This is a genomic window from Bradyrhizobium sp. Bra78 (genome assembly GCF_024519855.1).
Taxonomy (GTDB): Bacteria; Pseudomonadota; Alphaproteobacteria; order Rhizobiales; family Xanthobacteraceae; genus Bradyrhizobium; species Bradyrhizobium japonicum_G.
The window spans coordinates 118,149-133,837 of sequence record NZ_JALJRE010000018.1 but is presented as its reverse complement, the minus strand read 5'-3'; the positions used below and the strand labels follow the sequence as shown (position 1 = coordinate 133,837).

Sequence of the window (15,689 nt, the reverse complement as noted above, 5' to 3'; positions counted from 1 at the left end):
CCTACCACGCGTAACGCACGACGCCCTTGCCGGCATAGGAGCGGGTGACGTTCGAGAACTCGCTCTCGAAGGTCGCCGACGCGGACCAGCCGTTCATCCAGCTCATCTGTATCGCCGCCGTGGTCAATGCGGAATCGCGCGCCTGGACGGCCCCGTTCACGACGAACGCCGATCCCGGCAACGTCTGAAACACCGCACCGACGGCGCGGTCCGGATTGTAGTCATGGGCCCAGGCGACGCGGCCGCGCAAGGTCATCAGGCCGCCGGCCGCGGCGAATGACTTGTCCGCGCGCAGGCCGAGTTCGGTGCGGGTGCTGGTCATGTCCTTGGCGGCATAGTTGAGCGCAAAGGTATTGTTGCCGACCACCGCGAACTCCGAATAGCCCGGCAGGCTGAACATGGTGGCCTGGAGCGCTGCGTAGGGCGTGAGGCCGATCCACTGCGTGGCCTGGCGATAGCCGCCCTCGATACGGCCCGAGAACGCATTGGCCTTGAACTGCGCACGCAACTGATCGACCCCGGCAGCGGTGACGATGCGATTGGTCGTGACGTCCTGCCAGCCGTAGGCCAGCGCGGCCATGATGTAGGCCGGTCCCACAGTATGACGCACGAACGCGCCGGCCTGGAACAGGTCGGAGCGGCCCCAGCCAAGCCCGTTGACGTTGAAGCCGGTGCCGCCGCCGGCAAGCGCGATGCCAGCAATCGTCGAAGGCGAGAAGCGGTAGTCGAGACCGACGGCGGTGCCATAGACGCTGCTGGTGGTGTTGTTCGAACCGAGGCCGGCCTTGCCATCGGTGGTCTGCGAGCCGCCATAGCCGGCCGCCCACACGTCCCAGCGCTGCTCGAACGTCAGAGCCGGTGCCTTGCGAGAGATCGAGGCAAAGGCGTCGCGCGCGCTTTTGTCACGCGCGGCCTTGCCGGTCGCGGCATAGGCGTTCGCACTGATCTCGTCGGCGTATGGCGTCGCACCAGGCGTGCCACTGCGCCCAGAGCCGAACACGTCGGTGAGCAAGCCGAGGAACAGGTTCATCGCGTTGAAGGTCGTCTGCTGCGAACCCGTCGCCGGTTCGCCGGAAGCCTGCGTCAGGCCGTTCGGGCCGAGGCCTGCGAATTCGGCTTGCAGAAAGCCATTCGCGTTGAAGAAATTCTGAAGCGTCGCGGCAACGTTCTTCTGATTGACGTTGAGGGCGTACTTCGCGCCGTAGTCCAGCGTGAAATTGAGATAGACGGTGCCGCTGGGATCCACGGTCGTCGTGCCAATCAGGCCGCCGGGAGCGGCGACACCGGCAAAGTTGTCGGAGGCAGAGCCGGAAAACTGCATGATCTTGTATTGCGGCAAGATGGCGCTGCCAGCGTACAACGAGACGCCGACGGTGCCGTTCAGGCCAACATTGCCGAGAACATTGGCAAAGCTCGCGGTGGATCCGCTGCCGACCTGCACGAGGTAGACCGCACCGGACTGAAAGGCGAGGTCCCCCAGAACCAGCATGCTCGAGCCCGGACCACCGTCACCGGGCGCGAAGATGCCGCCGGCAGCGATGGTGGTATTACCGACGATCCCGGCGCCGAACAGCGCTCCGCCCGCGTTCACGGTGGTCAGGCTCGATTGGGAGATGTCGCCATCGACCCGCAGGATGCCGCCATTGACGGTCGTCGTGCCGGTATAGGTATTGGTGCCCGAAAGGACCAGCGTTCCGCTGCCTGCTTTTTCGAGGGAACCGGCGCCGATGAAACCGCACCCGCAGGGATCGTAGTTGCCGATGACACCGTCGACCAGCGTCGAGCGATTATTGCTACCGACGACGAGCGTGTTGCCACCCCCGATATAGTAGGTGCCATTGCCTTCGATCGAACCGGCCGTGATGCGGCCGTCACCGTTCAGGCCGCGGCTGATCCCGAAGTCAACGATGCCCGTGCCGGTGGTGATGAAGCGCGCGTTGCCGCCGGTGGAATTGTCATAGAACTTGGTCGCGCCGCCGTCCTTGGTGATGATGGTGGCATTGGCGGCCGTCGACAATCCGCCGAAAGCGGTCTGGCCGTCGACATCGTTGATGATTGTTGCGTTGTCGGCGGTCGCGGTGCTTCCCGGCACGGCGCCGAAGCTCGTGCCGCCAAAGTCCTTGTTGACGATGGTCGCCGAGCCCGCCGAGGCTTGATCGATGAACGCGGTGGTGCCGCCGTTCTGGTTAGTGATGCTGGCGGAGCCTGCATTGGTCCGGCCAAAGAAGCCGATCAAGCCGCCATCGTTGGTGATGGTCGCCCGGCCGGCCGTGGCGGTGTCGGTCCCGGTTCCGAACGGATCGCCAAAGTACAGCTGGCCGTTGTTGGTAATGACCATAGAGCCGGCGGATGTTGCGTTGAGAAACATCGTCGTGCCGGAGAAACTGTTCAGGAGCGACGTGATGCCCGACGTGTCGGCATTGACGACGTTGAAGAGACCGTCGTTGACGACGGCGCCGATGATGCTCGCGGTATGCGTCGGGTCACCAAGCTGCAACGCCGCGCAGGAGCAGATGAAAGTGTCGCCGGTATAGATATTTGCGCCGAGCAGCGCCAGGATACCGGGTCCCTGGACATTGATCCCGCCGCTGCCGGTGATGCGCGAGGCGATCACGGCCGACGGATCCGCCGTGCCGGTGACATCGTTGGTGAAGAACGTGGTGCCGCCCGGGGCTAGCCGAAGGTCGCCGCCCTGGATGGTGTAGACCGAATTGTCGCCGGTGACGTCGAAGCCAACGAGGCCGGTGAGCTGGACGCCACTCGGCGCGACCGTCACGGTGCCGGCCGTGGCCGGCGTCAAGACTCCCGAGTAGCCGAATATCGTGCCGGCTGACGCGGGATCGTAGGCGCTGCTGGTCGAACCGAAGACATCCGTCCAGTTCGTGGTGGTGGTGTCCCACACCCCGCCGCCACCGTTGATGGCACCGTTCGGCGTGGTCTGCGATCCGTTGAAGACCTGCTGCGCTGCTACGGGATTTGTCGCGGCGGCCGCGCTCAAGGCGAGGCCAAGCCAGAATGCCGTGCGAACCGGGGCAACACCCCGGCGCGAGCAACCCTGCCCGCTCGATGGAAATCCAGCTCCCACGCTCAGCCCCTGCCCCCGGCGCTCTCAGCGGCGCCGCGCGGAACGTAGGGCATGGGTGCGGCCAGTAGAACTACGGCAAGGCAAGAATCAGCCAAGGAGGCTGCAACTTAGGCAGATTCAACAGCTCATGTTGCAACCGCGCCACGCGTTGCCGCGCCCGGCTCTCAATTCACGCGTGCGAAGGTGCACCAGGGGGTCCGGCCTTGTGTACGGTCGTTCACATCATTCGCGATGAAGGGCGGGTGCGCCAAACATGCTACCCGCCCTGCGCCATCCGCAACGGCTCAGTAATTGCTGGCCGCTGCCTCGTTCGGGATGCCCTCGATCGGGCACTCGTCGGTTCCCGGGGTCGAGCGGGTCATGGCCTCGACCATGTCCCGCGTCCCTTCCGGATCGGCGATCCAGTTCTTGTAGAAATCGTAGGGGCAGGCCGCAACACCGCGCGGGCTTTCGCCGGAATTGATCATGCCGGTATAGCCGCGGTGGACCAGCTTGTAGAGATGGTTCTGCGACTGGCCGTTGCGGCGCGCATCGCGGATCAGATGTTTCGAGAGCTGCGCGTACTGGATGCCGTAATCTTCCTCGCCGCACTCGCCAAGCGTGCGGCCGTCGAAGCCGATGATCGCGGAGTGACCGAAATAGGAATAGACGCCGTCGAAGCCGGCGGCGTTGGCGACCGCCACATAGACATTGTTGGCCCAGGCCATCGCCTTGGAAATCAGGATCTGCTGCTCCTTGGCCGGATACATGTAGCCCTGGCAACGCACGATCAGTTCGGCGCCCTTCATGGCGCAGTCGCGCCAGATCTCGGGAAAGTTGCCGTCGTCGCAGATGATCAGGCTGACCTTCATCCCCTTCGGGCCGTCGGAAACATAGGTGCAGTTGCCGGGATACCAGCCCTCGATCGGCACCCAGGGCATGATCTTGCGGTACTTCTGGACGATCTCGCCCTTGTCGTTCATCAGGATCAGGGTGTTGTAGGGCGCCTTGTGCGGATGTTCCTCGTGGCGCTCGCCGGTCAGCGAGAACACGCCCCATACCTTCGCCTTGCGGCAGGCTTCGGCGAAGATCGCGGTCTCTTCGCCGGGCACCGCCGAGGCGGTCTCGTACATCTCCTTGGAGTCGTACATGATGCCCTGGGTGGAGTATTCCGGGAAGATCACGAGGTCCATGCCGGGCAGGCCGGCCTTCATGCCGACCAGCATGTCGGCGATCTTGCGGGCATTGTCGAGCACCTCGGCCTTGGTGTGCAGGCGAGGCATCTTGTAGTTGACCACCGCGACGCCGACGGTGTCGTTGCTGCTGGAAATATCGCCGTGAAGCATCTTGAGCGCTCCTGTATCTTGTTCGTGTTGGGTTGCCGCGCGCGTTAGTGGCTGATCATCCAGGGGCGCGCCGTGGGAAAGCCCTTTGCTCCGCTCCTGGTCTTGGTCACCAGCCGCGCCGGCTTCTTCCTGTCCGGCGCGCTCTTGTCCTTCACGGTCTTGCCCGACGAGCAGCAGCCGCAGCCGGGGCCATGCGAGGCCTTGTATTGCGCAAGCGTTTGCGGCGCATGCGTGCTGCGCTCGTTGACGGCGTGCGCCTTGCGGGTCTCCGCCGGCATGCAGAAGAAATTTGGTGCGGTCAGGATCACGCGCGGCGCCATGGTTTCACAATGCGGGCATTCCTGCGGGTCGTCGCATTCCGCCATCGGGCGCAGATCCTTGAACGGACCGCAATCGTCACAGAGATATTCGTAGACCGGCATCGCATCATCCCCACGCTTTTGCCTGTTTCGAGAAGTCCCGCGGCGGATGCGGGGCGGCAAATCCGTGCCGTCCCGCATCCCGTCGCGCAGGGAGACTATTTGTCCGGCGAGATCGGCATCTGGATATCGCCGGTGATGTGCTTGATGGGACCGGCCGCCGACGGCATGACGTCGAAGTCGAAGATCTCGGTCGGCAGCCACAGCGTGGCGCAGGCGTTGGGCACGTCGACGACGCCGGAGATGTGGCCCTGGCACGGCGCGGTGCCGAGGATCGAGTAGGCCTGGGCGCCGGAGTAGCCGAACTTCTTCAGGTACTCGATGGCGTTCAGACAAGCCTGGCGATAGGCGATGTGGACGTCGAGATAGTGCTGCTTGCCTTGCTCGTCGACCGAGATGCCCTCGAAGATCAGATAGTCCTTGTAGTTCGGCGTGATCGGCGACGGCTTGAAGATCGGATTCTTGATGCCGTACTTCGCCATGCCGTCCTTGATCACTTCGACCTTGAGATGCAGCCAGCCGGCCATCTCGATCGCGCCGCAGAAGGTGATCTCGCCGTCGCCCTGGCTGAAGTGCAGATCGCCCATCGAGAGACCGGCGCCGGGCACATAGACCGGGAAGTAGATCTTCGAGCCGCGCGAGAGGTCCTTGATGTCGCAATTACCGCCATGCTCGCGCGGCGGCACGGTGCGGGCGCCCTCGGCTCCGATCTTGGCCTTGACGTCGCCCTTGGCGCGGCCGCCATGGGCGGTCGGCGCGAACGGCGGATTGGCAAGACCGGGCACGCGGGTCGGGTTGGTCGAGATCAGCTCGGCCTCGCGCTTGTTCCAGGTGTCCAGCATCTTCGGATCGGGCAGGCAGCCGATCAGGCCGGGATGGATGAGGCCGGCAAAGTTCACGCCGGGGACGTGACGCGACGAGGTGTAGAGACCCTTGATGTCCCAGATCGACTTCTGCGCCAGGGGGAAATGGTCGGTGAGGAAACCGCCGCCGTTCTGCTTGGAGAAGAAGCCGTTGAAGCCCCAGAGGCTCTCCTTCATCGGACCGACGTCGAGCAGGTCGACCACGAGGAGATCGCCGGGCTCGGCGCCCTTGACGCCGATCGGACCGGAGAGGAAGTGCACGATCGACAGGTCGATGTCGCGCACGTCGTCGGCGGAATCGTTGTTCTTGATGAAGCCGCCGGTCCAGTCATAGGTCTCGATGATGAAATCGTCGCCGGGATTGACCCAGGCTACGATCGGGATATCGGGGTGCCAGCGGTTATGCACCATGTCATTTTCGTAAGCCGACTTGGTGAGATCGACCTTGATCAGTGTCTCTGGCATCGAGAAGCTCCCCTTTTACACGGTTGGTTAGACGGACAGATATTTCGAGACCTGCGCGGCATCGACGGCATCGCGCGGATCGTCGCGCACGATCTCGCCGTTCTCGATCACCAGCACGCGGTCGGCGATGTCGAGCGCGAAGCTCAGCACCTGTTCGGACACGACGATCGAGAGCCCCTTTTCGTCGCGGATGCGCTTCAAGGTGCGCGCCATTTCCTTGATGATCGACGGCTGGATGCCCTCGGTCGGCTCGTCCAGCAGCAGCACTTTCGGCTTGGTCGCGAGCGCGCGCGCGATCGCGAGCTGTTGCTGCTGGCCGCCCGAGAGATTGCCGCCGCGGCGGCCCTTCATCTCCAGAAGCACCGGAAATAATTCGTAGATGTCAGCGGGCACTTCGGTCCCGCCGGAGACGACGAGGCCGGTCTCGATGTTCTCCTTCACCGTCATGGTCGAGAAGATCATGCGGCCCTGCGGTACATAGGCGAGGCCCTTGGCCACCCGCTCGTAGCTCGGCAGGCCGCCGAGCTCGGCGCCGTCCATGCTGACCGAGCCGCTCTTCGCCGGCAGGATACCCATCAGCGACTTCATCAGCGTGGTCTTGCCCATGCCGTTGCGGCCCATGATCGCCACGATCTCGTTCGCGGCGACCTTCACGTTGAGCCCGTGCAGCACCTCGCTCTGGCCGTAAGCGACGTGAAGATCGGAAATAGCCAGCATCGAGATTCTCCTCAGTGTCCCAGGTAAACTTCGATGACCTTGGGGTCGTTCTTCACCTTGTCCATGGTCCCCTCGGAGAGAATCTGGCCCTGGTGAAGCACGGTGACCTTGTGCGCGATGTCCTCGACGAACTTCATGTCGTGCTCGATCACCAGCACCGAACGGTTCTTGATGATGCGGTTGAGCAGTTCGGCGGTCTTGGCCCGCTCGGACACGCTCATCCCGGCGACGGGCTCGTCGAGCATCAAAAGGTCCGGATCCTGGATCAGCAGCATGCCGATCTCGAGCCATTGCTTCTGGCCGTGGCTGAGCAGGTCGGCGCTCATGTTCAGCCGATCCTGGAGGAAGATCATCTCCGCGACCTCGTGCACGCGGTCGCGGACGGCCGCATCGCGGGTGAAGGTCAGCGCGCCGAACACCGAGCGGCCGCGCGGATAGGAGATCTCCAGATTCTCGAACACCGTGAGGTCGTCATAGATCGAAGGATTCTGGAACTTGCGGCCGACGCCGGTCTTGACGATCTCGTTTTCCTTCATCCGGGTTAGCTCCTTGCCGCGGAACTGGATCGAGCCGGATGTCGCTCTGGTCTTGCCGCAGATCAGGTCGAGCACGGTGGTCTTGCCGGCGCCGTTTGGGCCGATGATGACGCGGATCTCGTTCTCATCGACGTAGAAAGAGAGATCGTTGACCGCCTTGAACCCGTCGAACGACACGGTCAGCGCTTCGACGGCGAGCAGGAATTCCCTGGGCTGTTGACCTACGAGCATGATGATCTCCTCACTCCGCCGGGGCACCGTCGGCGACCGAATTGTCGGTCCAGCCTTCGGGTTTCGGTTTGCGCGACGAGATCAGACGATCGATGCGCGGCTGCACATAGTCGCCCCAGATCCCCGCAAGGCCGTTCGGGAAGGCCAGCACGACGGTGATGAACAGCCCGCCCAATCCAAACAGCCACAATTCGGGAAAGGATTCCGACAGGCTGGTCTTGGCAAAATTGACCAGCAGCGTGCCGTAAACTGCACCAAGGATCGACAACCGGCCGCCGACCGCGGTGTAGATCACCATCTCGATCGAGGGCACGATGCCGACGAAGGACGGCGACATGAAGCCGACGTTGAGCGCGAACATGGCGCCGCCGATCGCGGCGAACACGGCGGCGATGCAGAAGGCGAAGATCTTGAAGTTCGCGACGCTATAGCCGGAGAAGCGGACCCGGTCCTCCTTCTCGCGCATCGCAACCAGGATACGTCCAAGCTTGGAGTGCCGGACGAACTGCGCGATCATGATGCAGGCGAGCAAGAGTCCAACTTCGAAGAAGTACAGCACTATCTTGGCGTGATCGGGCCGGATGTCCCAACCCTTCAGCGTCCGCAGATCGGTCATGCCGTTGATGCCGCCAGTGTAGCCCTGCTGTCCCACGATCAGGATGGTGAGGATGGCCGCGACTGCCTGGGTGATGATGGCGAAGTAGGTGCCGCCGACCCGGCGCTTGAACATCGCCGTGCCGATGATCAGGGCAAAGATGCCGGGGACCAGGATAATGGCGAGGATGGTGAAGGTGAGACTGTGAAACGGCTGCCAGAACAGCGGCAGCGACGTGATCTGATTCCAGTCCATGAAGTCCGGGATGCCGGGGGTCGACTGGATCTTGGTGTTCTCGACGCTCGATGCTTCGAGCTTGAGGAACATCGCCATGCAGTAGCCGCCGAGCCCGAAGAACACACCTTGGCCGAGGCTGAGAATTCCGCCATAACCCCAGCAGATCACCAGCCCCAGCGCGACGAAGGCATAGGTCAGATATTTTGCGACCAGGTTGAGCCGAAAGACATCCAGCGTGAGCGGCAGGACAACGACCAGGAAGACCGCGAGCACCAGAATTCCGATGAGCTCCGATCGATTGAAGAACCGATTGTCGGTCATGGCATCAGCCCCATTTCTCACTTGCGGACCTTGAGGGCGAACAGCCCCTGCGGCCGCAGCATCAGGATTCCGACAACGGCGAGCAACGTGAGCACCTTGGCCATCGAGCCCGACATGAAGAACTCGAGGGTGGATTGCGTCTGCGAGATCGAGAATGCCGACGCGATGGTACCGAGCAGGCTGGCGGCACCGCCGAACACGACGACGAGGAAGGTATCGACGATGTAGAGCTGACCCGACGTCGGCCCGGTCGATCCGATCATGGTGAAGGCGCTGCCGGCGACGCCGGCGATACCGCAACCGAGCCCGAACGTGTAACGGTCGACCTTCTCGGTGTTGATGCCGACCGCGCCGGCCATGATGCGGTTCTGCACCACAGCGCGCACCTGGCGGCCCCAGCGCGACTTGTACATCACATAGGCGACGCAGACGGTGATGAGGACGGTGAGACACATCACGAAGACACCGTTGATCGGCACCTCGATGCTGTCGCTGACGTGCAGCGAGCCAAGCATCCATTGCGGCAACTCGACGCCGACCTCGCGCGCGCCGAACACGGAGCGATAGGCCTGCTGCAGCATCAGGCTGAGACCCCAGGTGGCCAGCAGGGTGTCGAGCGGGCGCTTGTAGAGATGCCGTATCAGCACCCACTCCACCAGCATCCCCAATGCGCCGGACGCGACAAAGGCCAGGATCATGGCGAGGAAGAAATAGCCGCTGAACAGGCTCGGCAAATAGGTCTGGAAGAAATTCGAGGTCATCCAGGTGACGTAGGCCCCGAGGATCATGAACTCGCCATGGGCCATGTTGATGACGCCCATCTGGCCGAAGATGATCGCGAGCCCTAGGGCCATCAGGACGTAGACCGAGAACAGGATCAGTCCTGCAAAGCCCTGCATGACGAAGATGGAACCAAGATCACCAAGCGAATAGTCGCCGAACATCGATGTCCTCCGTCGGGGATAGGGTCCCGCGTCGCGAGCAGGTTCGCGACGCGGGGGTCTTGGGTATGGACTTGCAATCCACGCCAGGGAGCGGTGTGATCTTGAGGGAAGCCGCGGCTGACGCCGCGACTTTTACTGGTAGCCCTTGGGGAACGGATCCGGCTCGACCAGATCGGCGGTCTCGTAGATCAGCTCGAACTGACCATCGAGCTTGGCGCGTCCCACCCGGGTCTTCGACCAGAGGTGATGGTTTTCGTGGATGCGCACATAGCCTTCCGGCGCGCCCTTGAACTCGACGCCGGGCGAAGCCGCCGCAATCTTGTCGACATCGAAGGAGCCGGCCTTCTCGACCGTCAACTTCCACAGCCACGGGCCGAGATAGGCAGCCTGGGTGACGTCTCCGATCACGGTCTTCTCGCCCCACATCTTCTTGAACGCGGGCACGAAGGCCTTGTTGTTCGGATTGTCGAGAGACTGGAAGTACTTCATGCAGGCATAGGCGCCCGCGATGTTCTCGCCGCCGATGCCGTCGATCTCGTCTTCGGTCACCGAGATCGTCAGCAGCGCCTGCTTGGACAGGTCGATGCCGGCAGCCTTGAGCTGCTTGTAGAAGGCGACGTTCGATCCGCCGACGACGTCGGTGAAGATCACGTCGGGCTTGGTCAGCTTGATCTTGTTGATGACCGAGTTGAACTGGGTGTTGCCGAGCGGATAGTACTCCTCGCCGACGACCTTGCCCTTCAGCACGTTTTCGACGTGCTTGCGCGCGATCTTGTTCGAGGTGCGCGGCCAGATGTAGTCGGAGCCGATGAAGAAGAACGACTTCGCTCCCTTTTCCTTCGCTATCCAGTTCAGGCCGGCGAGGATCTGCTGGGTCGCTTCCTGGCCGGTGTAGATCACGTTCTTGGACTGCTCGAGGCCTTCGTAGAAGGTCGGGTAATAGAGCATGCCGTTGTACTGCTCCACGACGGGCAGCACGGCCTTGCGGGAGGCCGAGGTCCAGCAGCCCATGATCGCCGCGACCTTGTCGTTGACGAGCAGCTTCTTGGCCTTCTCGGCGAAGGTCGGCCAGTCGCTGGCGCCGTCCTCCTGGATGAACTTGATCTTGCGCCCGAGCACGCCGCCGGCGGCGTTGATCTGCTCGATGGCGAGCTTCTCGGCTTCGATCGAGCCGGTCTCGGAGATCGCCATGGTGCCGGTCGCCGAATGCAGGATGCCGACGGTCACTTCGGTGTCGGTGACCGCAAGGCCCGTCGTATTGACCGCCGAGGTGGCCGGCGTCTGCGCAAAAGACGCCCGCGGCAGCATCGAGATGGCCGGCACGGCGGCCATTCCCATCAATAATTTGCGCCGGAGCGGCGATAACAGGCCCTTGTTTGCTTCGTCTGACATGAGCACCCCACTTTTGTTCGAGGACACGCGATTGGTCCTGAGAGGATGGCTCGAATTTGTGCACCGCAAGCATACGCAAGATCGCGTATACTGCACCGCAAAATAGCGACGTAGGCTTTTGGTACGGGATTTGCGAGAGGTCCGGCGAGTTCGGGAGCGGGGTTTCAGTGGCAGGGCGGCAGCGAATAGACCGCGTCAGGCGCCAGTACAACCAATGGGTCGCCAACCAGACGCTGGAAGACTACGCGCTGCGCTTCACCGCCAAGAGCGCACGCCGCTGGTCCGCCGCCCGCGTCGCCAACACGGCCATAGGCGCGATCTCGTTCCTGGTGCTCGAAGCGATCGGCGGCACCATCACCCTGAATTACGGCGTCACCAACGCCGCTGCCGCGATCCTCGTCGTCTCAACCATCATCTTCTGCTGCGGCGTACCGATTGCCTATTATGCCGCCAGATGCGGCATCGACATTGACCTCCTCACCCGCGGCGCCGGCTTCGGTTATATCGGTTCGACCATCACGTCGCTGATCTACGCCTCCTTCACTTTCATCTTCTTCGCGGTCGAGGCGGTGATCCTGGCGACCGCACTGGAGATGTGCCTGGGGATTCCGCGTCCGATCGGCTACCTCATCAGCGCGGTCGCGATCATCCCGCTCGTGACCTACGGCATCACGCTGATCAGCCGCTTCCAGCTCTGGACGCAGCCGCTCTGGGTCGTCCTGCACATCCTGCCTTTTGCCGCGATTGCATGGGCCAATCCCCACTCCTTCACGGAATGGCACAAATTTGCCGGCGAGCACGGCGACCTCGGCGGACATTTTGATCTGCTGCTGTTTGGCGTCGCCTCCTCGGTGGTTTTCTCGCTGGTGGCGCAGATCGGCGAGCAGGTCGACTTTCTGCGCTTTCTGCCACGCGACCGCCGCACCTCCAGGGCGTCGTGGTGGATTGCGCTGATGAGCGCGGGACCGGGCTGGATCGTGCTCGGCGCGCTAAAGCTTCTGGCCGGCTCGTTCCTCGCCTTCTTTGCGCTGAGCCACGGTGTGCCGCCGGAAGAGGCCGCCGAACCCGCGCATATGTACCTGGTCGCATTTCAATACGTGCTGTCGGAGCCGGATCTCGCGCTCGCGCTGACCGGCGTATTCGTGATCCTGTCGCAGCTCAAGATCAACGTCACCAACGCCTATGCCGGATCGATCGCCTGGTCGAACTTTTTCTCGCGCCTCACCCACAGCCATCCCGGGCGCGTCGTCTGGCTGGTGTTCAACGTCATGGTCGCGCTGCTCTTGATGGAGATCGGCGTCTACAAGGCGCTCGAGCAGACACTTGCGCTCTACTCCAACGTCGCAATCGCCTGGGTCGGCGCGCTGGTGTCCGATCTCGTCGTCAACAAGCCGCTCGGCCTGCGTCCGCCGCAAATGGAGTTCAAGCGCGCGCATCTCTACGACATCAACCCGGTCGGTGTCGGCGCGATGACGCTCGCGATCATCGTCTCGATCGCGGCGTTCTACGGCCTGTTCGGGCCGACCATGAAGGCGCTCGCGGCCTTCGTCGCGCTCACCGTCGCCTTCGTCACCGCGCCGGTGATCGCCTGGCTCACCGACGGTAAGTACTACATCGCGCGCAAGCCGAAGCGGAGCTGGGCCAACATCGAGTCGATCCAGTGCTGCATCTGCGAGCACAGCTTCGAACCCGAGGACATGACGTCCTGCCCCGCCTATGCCGGTCCCATCTGTTCGCTGTGCTGCTCGCTCGACGCGCGCTGCCACGACCTCTGCAAGCCACATGCGCGCGCGCAGGTACAGTTCGCCGACGCGCTCAGCAGGATTTTGCCGCAGCCGATCTATCAGCGGATCAACTCGCAGTTCGGCCATTACATCGGCGTGTTCGTCGTCTCCGCCGGCCTCGTCGCGCTGGTGCTCGGGCTGATTTATCTCCAGACCTCGGCGAGCATTCATGGCGAGAACACGCTCGTCTCCAACGTACTCTGGAAGGTCTTCTTCTCGCTCAGCATCATCATCGGCGTGGTCGCCTGGCTGTTCGTGCTGGCACAGCAAAGCCGCCGCGCGGCGGAGGCCGAAACCAAACGGCAGACCACACTGCTGATCCAGGAGATCGACGCGCACAAGCGCACCGACGCCGAGCTCCAGCGCGCCAAGGAGGTCGCCGAATCCGCCAACCTCGCCAAGAGCCGCTACGTCGTGGGCCTGAGCCACGAGCTGCGTTCGCCGCTGAACGCGATCAGCGGCTATGCCCAGCTGCTCGAGCAGGATTCGACGCTCAACACCAAGCCGCGCGACCAGGTCCGCGTCGTCCGCCGCAGCGCCGATCACCTCTCCGGCCTGATCGACGGCATCCTCGATATCTCCAAGATCGAGGCGGGGCGGCTTTATCTCTCGCGCGACGAAGTGCGCTTGAGCGAGTTCCTCGACCAGCTCGTCGGCATGTTCCGTCTTCAGGCCGCCGCCAAGGGCATCGACTTCGTATTCAGGCGGTCGCCGCACCTGCCGGTTGTCGTCTATGCCGACGAGAAGCGGCTGCGCCAGGTGCTGATCAACCTGCTGTCCAACGCGATCAAATTCACCCAGACCGGCAGCGTACAGTTCGTCGTGCACTATCGCAGCCCCGTCGCGGAGTTCGAGGTGATCGATACCGGCCCCGGCATCCAGGGCGACGATCTCGAACGGATCTTCGCGCCCTTCGAGCGCGGCGCGCTCGGGGTTTCGCAGCCGCAGACCGGTACGGGATTGGGGCTTACGATCAGCCGGCTGCTGGCCGGCGTGATGGGCGGCGACATCAAGGTCGCCAGCACGGTCGGCCGCGGCAGCACCTTCAGGGTGAAGATGCTGCTCTCGGAGGTCACCAATCCCAGGCGCATCGCGCCGGTGGAGGCTCCGGTCTCCGGTTATCACGGCGCGCGCAAGACCATTCTCGTCACCGACGACGACCCCGTTCATCGCGACCTGTTGCGCGAGGTACTGACTCCGCTCGGCTTCATCCTGCTCAGCGCTCCCGACGGGCCGGGCTGCCTGGCGCTGGCGCAGCATTGCCGGCCCGATCTGTTCCTGCTCGATATTTCCATGCCGGGCATGGACGGCTGGACGGTCGCGGAGACGCTGCGCGCGAGCGGCCATCACCAGGCGCGCATCCTGATGGTGTCGGCCAGTGCGCTCGAAGCCCACGGCACGCCGCTGGCGCAGCCCTTCCACGACGGCTATTTGATGAAGCCGATCGACATTCCGCGATTGCTGGAGACGATTCGCCAGCTCCTCAAGCTCGAGTGGCAATACGGCTCGGACGAGATCCTCGTGCCGTTGTGGCAGCCGGAGAGCGGCTCGCGGCCGCCGGTGCGGCACATCGAGGCACTGATCGGGCTTGGCCAGATCGGCTACGTCAAAGGCATCCAATTGAAGCTGGACGAGCTCGGCAGCGAGCACCCTGAACATGCCGATTTCGTCGCGCAGATGCGATCGCTGGTCGACCGCTTCGACCTCGACCAGTACATGGCCACATTGAAAACATTGCATGCGTATGAGCACTGAGCCGAAAAAGCGCGACGTCGCGCTGGTGGTCGACGACTCCCCGGAGACGCTGCGGCTGCTCACCGACGCGCTCGACGGCGCCGGAATGACGGTAATGGTGGCGCTCGACGGCGCCTCGGCGATGCGCATCGTCGACCAGATCACGCCCGACATCGTGCTGCTGGACGCGGTGATGCCCGGCATCGACGGCTTTGAGACCTGCCGGCGCCTGAAGCGCGACGCCGGCCTTGCCAATGTGCCCGTGATCTTCATGACGGGCCTTGCCGAAACGGAGCACATCGTGCGCGGGCTGGAGGCCGGCGGCGTCGACTACGTGACCAAGCCGATCGTGATCGAGGAGATGCTGGCGCGCATCCGCGTCCATCTCGGCAATGCCCGGCTGACCCAGAGCGCGCGCGCTGCGCTCGACGTGTCCGGCCGCTTCCTGTTCGCGGTCAACCGCCAGGGTCACGTGCTCTGGGCGACGCCGCAGGCGCAGAAGCTGCTGTCCGACCACCACGGCACACAGGCCGACGACTTCGTCCTGCCGCCCTCACTGCTGCAATGGCTGGGGCAGGCGAAGGGCAAGGGCAGCGCGAAGTCGCAGACGGCCTCCCTGCCAGACAATCCGCAACTTCGGTTCTACTACATGGGCGAAACCGCCCCGAACGAGTTCCTGCTGCGCCTCTCCAGGGAGTCCGGCACTGCGCTGCCGCCCGAATTCACCAGCGAGCTCGGCCTCACCACCCGCGAGGGCGAGGTGCTGGCCTGGCTCAGCAAGGGCAAGACCAACCGCGACATCGCACAGATCTTGGGATTGAGCCCGCGCACGGTCGACAAGCATCTGGAGCAGATCTACGCCAAGCTCGGCGTGGAGAACCGGACGGCGGCCGCGGCGATTGCGGCAAATGCGACACGGCGGAATTCGTAGCGATACTGCGAATGAGTCGAGACGCAACCTACCCAAAAAACAGTGTCGTCCCGGACAAGCGCAGCGAAGCGGAGCGCAGATCCGGGATCCATAGCCACAGGGAGAAATTT

Annotated in this window: 11 protein-coding genes; 2 read left to right on the top strand and 9 right to left on the bottom strand. The window is 63.4% G+C overall.

Annotated features, from left to right (window positions below):
- Position 1 precedes the first annotated feature (1 nt).
- The 9 genes from OC450_RS31030 to urtA all read right to left on the bottom strand — a co-directional run bounded on the left by OC450_RS31030 (position 2) and on the right by urtA (position 11,130).
- Complete coding sequence (locus OC450_RS31030; RefSeq protein ID WP_262049268.1) at positions 2–2,998, bottom strand: autotransporter domain-containing protein; 2,997 nt, start codon at positions 2,996–2,998, stop codon at positions 2–4.
- Positions 2,999–3,369: 371 nt separating this feature from the next.
- A complete protein-coding gene (locus OC450_RS31025) occupies positions 3,370–4,410 on the bottom strand; it encodes an aliphatic amidase (RefSeq protein ID WP_211384043.1) in 1,041 nt (346 codons plus the stop codon).
- Positions 4,411–4,454: 44 nt separating this feature from the next.
- Entirely contained in the window at positions 4,455–4,832 is a 378-nt protein-coding gene (locus OC450_RS31020; RefSeq protein ID WP_211384042.1) for an FmdB family zinc ribbon protein, read from the bottom strand.
- Between the two features lie 95 nt (positions 4,833–4,927).
- Positions 4,928–6,157: a formamidase gene (gene fmdA, locus OC450_RS31015; protein ID WP_211384041.1), complete on the bottom strand. Its 1,230-nt coding sequence runs from the start codon at positions 6,155–6,157 to the stop codon at positions 4,928–4,930.
- A gap of 27 nt (positions 6,158–6,184) precedes the next feature.
- Positions 6,185–6,874 (bottom strand): urea ABC transporter ATP-binding subunit UrtE, encoded by a 690-nt coding sequence (gene urtE, locus OC450_RS31010; protein ID WP_211384040.1) that lies wholly within the window; start codon positions 6,872–6,874, stop codon positions 6,185–6,187.
- Between the two features lie 11 nt (positions 6,875–6,885).
- Positions 6,886–7,641, bottom strand: a complete 756-nt coding sequence (gene urtD, locus OC450_RS31005) for an urea ABC transporter ATP-binding protein UrtD (protein WP_211384039.1) — start codon at positions 7,639–7,641, stop codon at positions 6,886–6,888.
- A gap of 10 nt (positions 7,642–7,651) precedes the next feature.
- Positions 7,652–8,794: an urea ABC transporter permease subunit UrtC gene (gene urtC, locus OC450_RS31000; RefSeq protein ID WP_256808620.1), complete on the bottom strand. Its 1,143-nt coding sequence runs from the start codon at positions 8,792–8,794 to the stop codon at positions 7,652–7,654.
- A 17-nt stretch (positions 8,795–8,811) separates the two neighbouring features.
- Positions 8,812–9,738: an urea ABC transporter permease subunit UrtB gene (gene urtB, locus OC450_RS30995; RefSeq protein WP_211384037.1), complete on the bottom strand. Its 927-nt coding sequence runs from the start codon at positions 9,736–9,738 to the stop codon at positions 8,812–8,814.
- A gap of 132 nt (positions 9,739–9,870) precedes the next feature.
- Positions 9,871–11,130, bottom strand: a complete 1,260-nt coding sequence (gene urtA, locus OC450_RS30990; protein ID WP_256808619.1) for an urea ABC transporter substrate-binding protein — start codon at positions 11,128–11,130, stop codon at positions 9,871–9,873.
- Positions 11,131–11,297: 167 nt separating this feature from the next.
- Here urtA and OC450_RS30985 point away from each other — a divergent pair, with 167 nt between their 5' ends.
- Positions 11,298–14,669: an ATP-binding protein gene (locus OC450_RS30985; protein WP_262049267.1), complete on the top strand. Its 3,372-nt coding sequence runs from the start codon at positions 11,298–11,300 to the stop codon at positions 14,667–14,669.
- Positions 14,653–15,579: a response regulator gene (locus OC450_RS30980; protein ID WP_211384034.1), complete on the top strand. Its 927-nt coding sequence runs from the start codon at positions 14,653–14,655 to the stop codon at positions 15,577–15,579. The genes OC450_RS30985 and OC450_RS30980 overlap by 17 nt, the downstream gene beginning before the upstream one ends.
- Positions 15,580–15,689 lie beyond the last annotated feature (110 nt).

Coding starts and splice junctions, on each gene's coding strand:
- OC450_RS31025 (WP_211384043.1), bottom strand. CDS start 4,410: ATGCTTCACGGCGATATTTCCAGCAGCAACGACACCGTCGGCGTCGCG.
- OC450_RS31020 (WP_211384042.1), bottom strand. CDS start 4,832: ATGCCGGTCTACGAATATCTCTGTGACGATTGCGGTCCGTTCAAGGAT.
- fmdA (WP_211384041.1), bottom strand. CDS start 6,157: ATGCCAGAGACACTGATCAAGGTCGATCTCACCAAGTCGGCTTACGAA.
- urtE (WP_211384040.1), bottom strand. CDS start 6,874: ATGCTGGCTATTTCCGATCTTCACGTCGCTTACGGCCAGAGCGAGGTG.
- urtD (WP_211384039.1), bottom strand. CDS start 7,641: ATGCTCGTAGGTCAACAGCCCAGGGAATTCCTGCTCGCCGTCGAAGCG.
- urtC (WP_256808620.1), bottom strand. CDS start 8,794: ATGACCGACAATCGGTTCTTCAATCGATCGGAGCTCATCGGAATTCTG.
- urtB (WP_211384037.1), bottom strand. CDS start 9,738: ATGTTCGGCGACTATTCGCTTGGTGATCTTGGTTCCATCTTCGTCATG.
- urtA (WP_256808619.1), bottom strand. CDS start 11,130: ATGTCAGACGAAGCAAACAAGGGCCTGTTATCGCCGCTCCGGCGCAAA.
- OC450_RS30980 (WP_211384034.1), top strand. CDS start 14,653: ATGCGTATGAGCACTGAGCCGAAAAAGCGCGACGTCGCGCTGGTGGTC.